Annotated in this window: 4 protein-coding genes; 3 read left to right on the forward strand and 1 reads right to left on the reverse strand. The window is 48.3% G+C overall.

What is annotated here, in order from left to right:
* Positions 1-216 precede the first annotated feature (216 nt).
* Both ACWP87_RS13605 and ACWP87_RS13610 read left to right on the forward strand, forming a co-directional pair.
* Positions 217-921, forward strand: a complete 705-nt coding sequence (locus tag ACWP87_RS13605; protein WP_029944126.1) for a TIGR00266 family protein — start codon at positions 217-219, stop codon at positions 919-921.
* A gap of 20 nt (positions 922-941) precedes the next feature.
* Positions 942-1,730 (forward strand): alpha/beta fold hydrolase, encoded by a 789-nt coding sequence (locus ACWP87_RS13610; RefSeq protein WP_014569946.1) that lies wholly within the window; start codon positions 942-944, stop codon positions 1,728-1,730.
* Between the two features lie 59 nt (positions 1,731-1,789).
* Here the strand turns inward: ACWP87_RS13610 and ACWP87_RS13615 are convergent, their stop codons facing one another.
* Complete coding sequence (locus ACWP87_RS13615; protein WP_014569947.1) at positions 1,790-2,380, reverse strand: TetR/AcrR family transcriptional regulator; 591 nt, start codon at positions 2,378-2,380, stop codon at positions 1,790-1,792.
* 252 nt (positions 2,381-2,632) lie between these two features.
* On the opposite strand from ACWP87_RS13615, the gene ACWP87_RS13620 reads away from it, so the two are divergent.
* On the forward strand, positions 2,633-3,899 hold a 1,267-nt coding region (locus ACWP87_RS13620), incomplete at its 3' end, for a YhgE/Pip family protein (RefSeq protein ID WP_064521665.1).

Below are 3,899 nucleotides of genomic sequence, written 5' to 3' on the forward strand. Positions count from 1 at the left end.
AAGAAATAGATTAGTTAAAGATTACTGGTTAACGGACGGTTTGTCAACCGGAATGAAACTGATTTTTTAAAAGGACGAATTTACCATTTAGGTCCACTACAATTAGCTGCCATCACGTTACCGGCAAGTCACTAACTCACTTTTTCAGAGGAAAATGGACGCATTTTGGCAATGGAATACGCTACAATGAAGACAATCAAGAAAGGGGCTTTAATGATGAACTATACCATCTCGGCCAACAATACGTTTCCGGTTGTGCAGATTGCGCTACAACAAGATGAAACGATCCAGATCGAATCTGGCTCCATGATCTATCACAATGGTTTGGTTGAACTAAGCGGCCACATGAATAGCAATGGCAAACGCGGACTCGGCGGCCTAATGAGTGCGATTGGACGCTCCATGACCAGTGGCGAGAGCTTTTTTATCACAACGGCAACTGGTAAGGCGGCTAATGCCGAATTGGCGATTGCGCCTGGCAACCCCGGCGTTATCAAAGAATTGACGCTCGATGCCAATCATCAATATCGCCTGAATACCGGTGCGTTTTTGGCAATGGACACGTCCGTTAGTTATCACATGGTCAGCCAAAAAGTCGGCGGTGCCTTATTTGGAGGGACTGGCGGATTCTTCATCATGGAAACGGATGGCACCGGTACGATGCTGGTTTCGGCTTATGGCGACATCATTCCGATCGAACTTGATGGCAGCCATGAATATGTCGTGGATAACAGTCATGTTGTCGCCTGGGACAGCCAGCTAGATTACAGCATCCAGCCGGCTAGTGGTGTCATCGGTTTTACTACCGGTGAAGGTTTAGTCAATCGGTTCACTGGTTCCGGGACCGTCTATATTCAAACCCGGAACATCGAGGCACTGGCCAACCTGATTCAACCGTTCATCCCCAGCAATGATAACTAATCACTAAGGAGCTCTAAACGATGCCAACTAAAATAGGCCTTCACTACAACAAAATTGGGGTTGGGAAAACCATCTACTTTTTACATGGCATGGGGTTAGACGGACACAGCATGGCAGCTTTTTATGAGCCACGTTTGACCAGCGAAGAGCGGCATTTTGCCCGCCTCTATCCGGATTTACCGGGAATGGGAATTTCACCGGCCACGTCAGCATTGCAATCCGCTGATGATGTGTTGGCACAGGTTCATGCTTTCATTCAGGCGACCGGCGAAGGGCCATGTTATCTTGTCGGCCATTCTTACGGTGGCTATCTAGCATTAGGCCTGCTTGCCCGATTTCCTACCGAGTTTTCCGGTGCTTTTTTAACCGCTCCGGTTGTACTCGCGGAGAAAACAGCACGTACGGTTGCGCCACTAAAGCATCTTATTAGTGCGCCAGTGACCAGTCAGTCACCGGAATTTACCGACTATCAACACATGAATGTTGTTATCAATCCTTCAACCTGGCGACAATATCAGAAACTTATCTTGCCAGGGCTTAAAACTTTTAACCGCGATTTCTGGGTTGCCATGAAGAACCGCCATGCTTATCGTCTGCCAATTGAATCACGCTTAAGCAGCCTGATTAAGTCACCAGTTACGCTTGTGTTAGGTGAAAATGACAATGAAGTTGGCTATCAGGATCAAGTGGTCTTTGCCCATAAAGGCGCACACATGACCACAACCGTAATCCCAAACGCCGGTCATAATTTGATGATCGATGCGCCTGAGGCTGTCATGACCGCGTTTCATCAGTTTCTACACAAATAGTGCCAAACCGCTACGCTTGATTAACCGTCGCTATTCTGCGGCGGTTTTTTGCGTCCTCTTTATATCCGAGCTGTTAACTGTTCAGGCGTTAGGTGGCGTGTGGTGCGAAAGATGCTGTAAACCGATTCCGGTGAGCGAACCGGCGTTTGATTGAGCCAGTAAACAATTAAATCCACAACCCCTTGACTGACAATCTCCTGAGCATAATCGCTGGGCACATCACGATCATCAGCAACTAACTCACTACCGCCTTGCCGCAACAACTCAACAACCAATTGCTTCACTTTCGCGGTTAGTTGCGTTTGATTTTCATTCAACAGTAAAACGGCCAGATCCCGTTGGCGATACAAATACTTGAACAACTGAAAGAAAGCATCGCGCTCGGGTAACGGGTTTGCTGCGTGTTTAGCTTGAAGCGGTTTGGGAAAATAGGCAAAAATGCTTTTCACATGTCCGATCATTTCATCTTCATAATGCGCCAATAAATCATACTTATCGAAATAGTGCAGATAAAAGGTGCCACGACTGATACCGGCCAACTTGGCTAATTGTTGCACGCTTAACTTGCTAAATCCTTCCTGATGCATCAGCGTCATAAACGCCTGCTGAATTTTCATTTCTGTTTCAAGCATTTTCGTACTACTAGCCATCGCGTCAACCTCCATGAACATACTGTTAATTACCATTCTCATTGAACAACAATTTTTACCCCGAAGCAATTGACAAATCGTGCCAAACTGTTCACCCATTTAAGCGGCGATCATCAGCGCTTTTTCCGCATGCTGCCGGTTAAAAGTGCGTTCAGAGACTGAACAGATGGCTCAGATTGTTTCTTGTCTGACCGCCTTAAGGCCACTATGATCGTGAATGAACAGAGTGTCAATTTGAAAGGCGGTCTTACCATGCTAAGAAGTGAATGGCATTATCTCATGAAACACAAAATGATGGTCGTTGTCCTGGTGGCAATTGCGCTCATCCCAGCCATCTATTGTTTTATCTATCTTTCGTCCATGTGGGATACCTATGGCAAGATGGATCAGTTACCGGTCGCCATCGTTGATCATGATCGGCCTGTTACTTACCACGGAAAAAAGATTGCGATTGGCCAGCAGTTAACCGCCAATTTGACCAAATCAACCGCGCTAGATTTTCATCATGTTTCTGCTTCCACTGCGACCAACCGGCTGCACCGGGGCACCTATTACATGGTGTTGACCATCCCGCGTAACTTTTCCAAAAAGGCAACCACCCTACTAACGACCACCCCAGAAACCATGCCGCTTTACTTTCGGTTCAATTCCGGTCAGAACTTCATTGTCTCTAAAATGACCACAGGCGCTGCGACTGCCATCAAATCAAAAGTGGCGAGTCAAGTTACCAAATTATATGCTGGCATTGTGCTAACGGCACTACATCAGGCCGATACCGGCATGACCAAGGCGGCTGCCGGCGGCCAAACGTTGACCACCGGCGCTCAACAACTCACAACCGGCACCGCACAACTTAGCACTGGCCTAAACCGCCTCGCAACCGGGCTTCAGCAAGCAACCAAAAGTCAGGGACAGACGAATCAAGCAGTGGCTTCCCTCAATACCGGCGTCACCCAATTAACAACTGCCGCCACCGCACTCGCAGCTGGCTCGCAACAGTTACAAAACGGCAGCCAAACCTTAGCCAACCAACTGACAATCGGCAGTCAGAAGTTGGCAAGTATCCAAACCGAAGCGACTAACGCTGCTGCTTTAGCCGCGCCTGTGCGTGAAGTCACGTCGGATGTCGCCAAAATCCCCAACAACGGAACCGGCATGGCGCCTTTTGCCATCGCTATCGGCCTCTATGTCGGCGGAATCGCGCTGGGCACCATGTACGAAGGCTTCCTGCCGCATCGTAAGCCACGTCATGCACTAAGTTGGTGGGCCAGCAAAGCTTCGGTGATTGGCACCGTTGGCTTATTACAGGCAGGATTGCTTGATATTTCCTTATTGGCTGGTAATCATTTGCACGTCAGCGATCATGGCCTATTCTTCATCGCCATTCTTCTCGGATCCTGGTTGTTCCTGTCCTTGATCTTCTGTCTCCGATTGCTCCTTGGCGGTTTCGGAACATGGCTGGTTTCAATCGTCTTAGTCCTCCAGCTAGCTGGCTCAGGTGGTTTATATCCCACTTATT

The organism is Lacticaseibacillus sp. 22, assembly GCF_055413445.1.

Coding starts and splice junctions, on each gene's coding strand:
- ACWP87_RS13605 (WP_029944126.1), top strand. CDS start 217: ATGAACTATACCATCTCGGCCAACAATACGTTTCCGGTTGTGCAGATT.
- ACWP87_RS13610 (WP_014569946.1), top strand. CDS start 942: ATGCCAACTAAAATAGGCCTTCACTACAACAAAATTGGGGTTGGGAAA.
- ACWP87_RS13615 (WP_014569947.1), bottom strand. CDS start 2,380: ATGGCTAGTAGTACGAAAATGCTTGAAACAGAAATGAAAATTCAGCAG.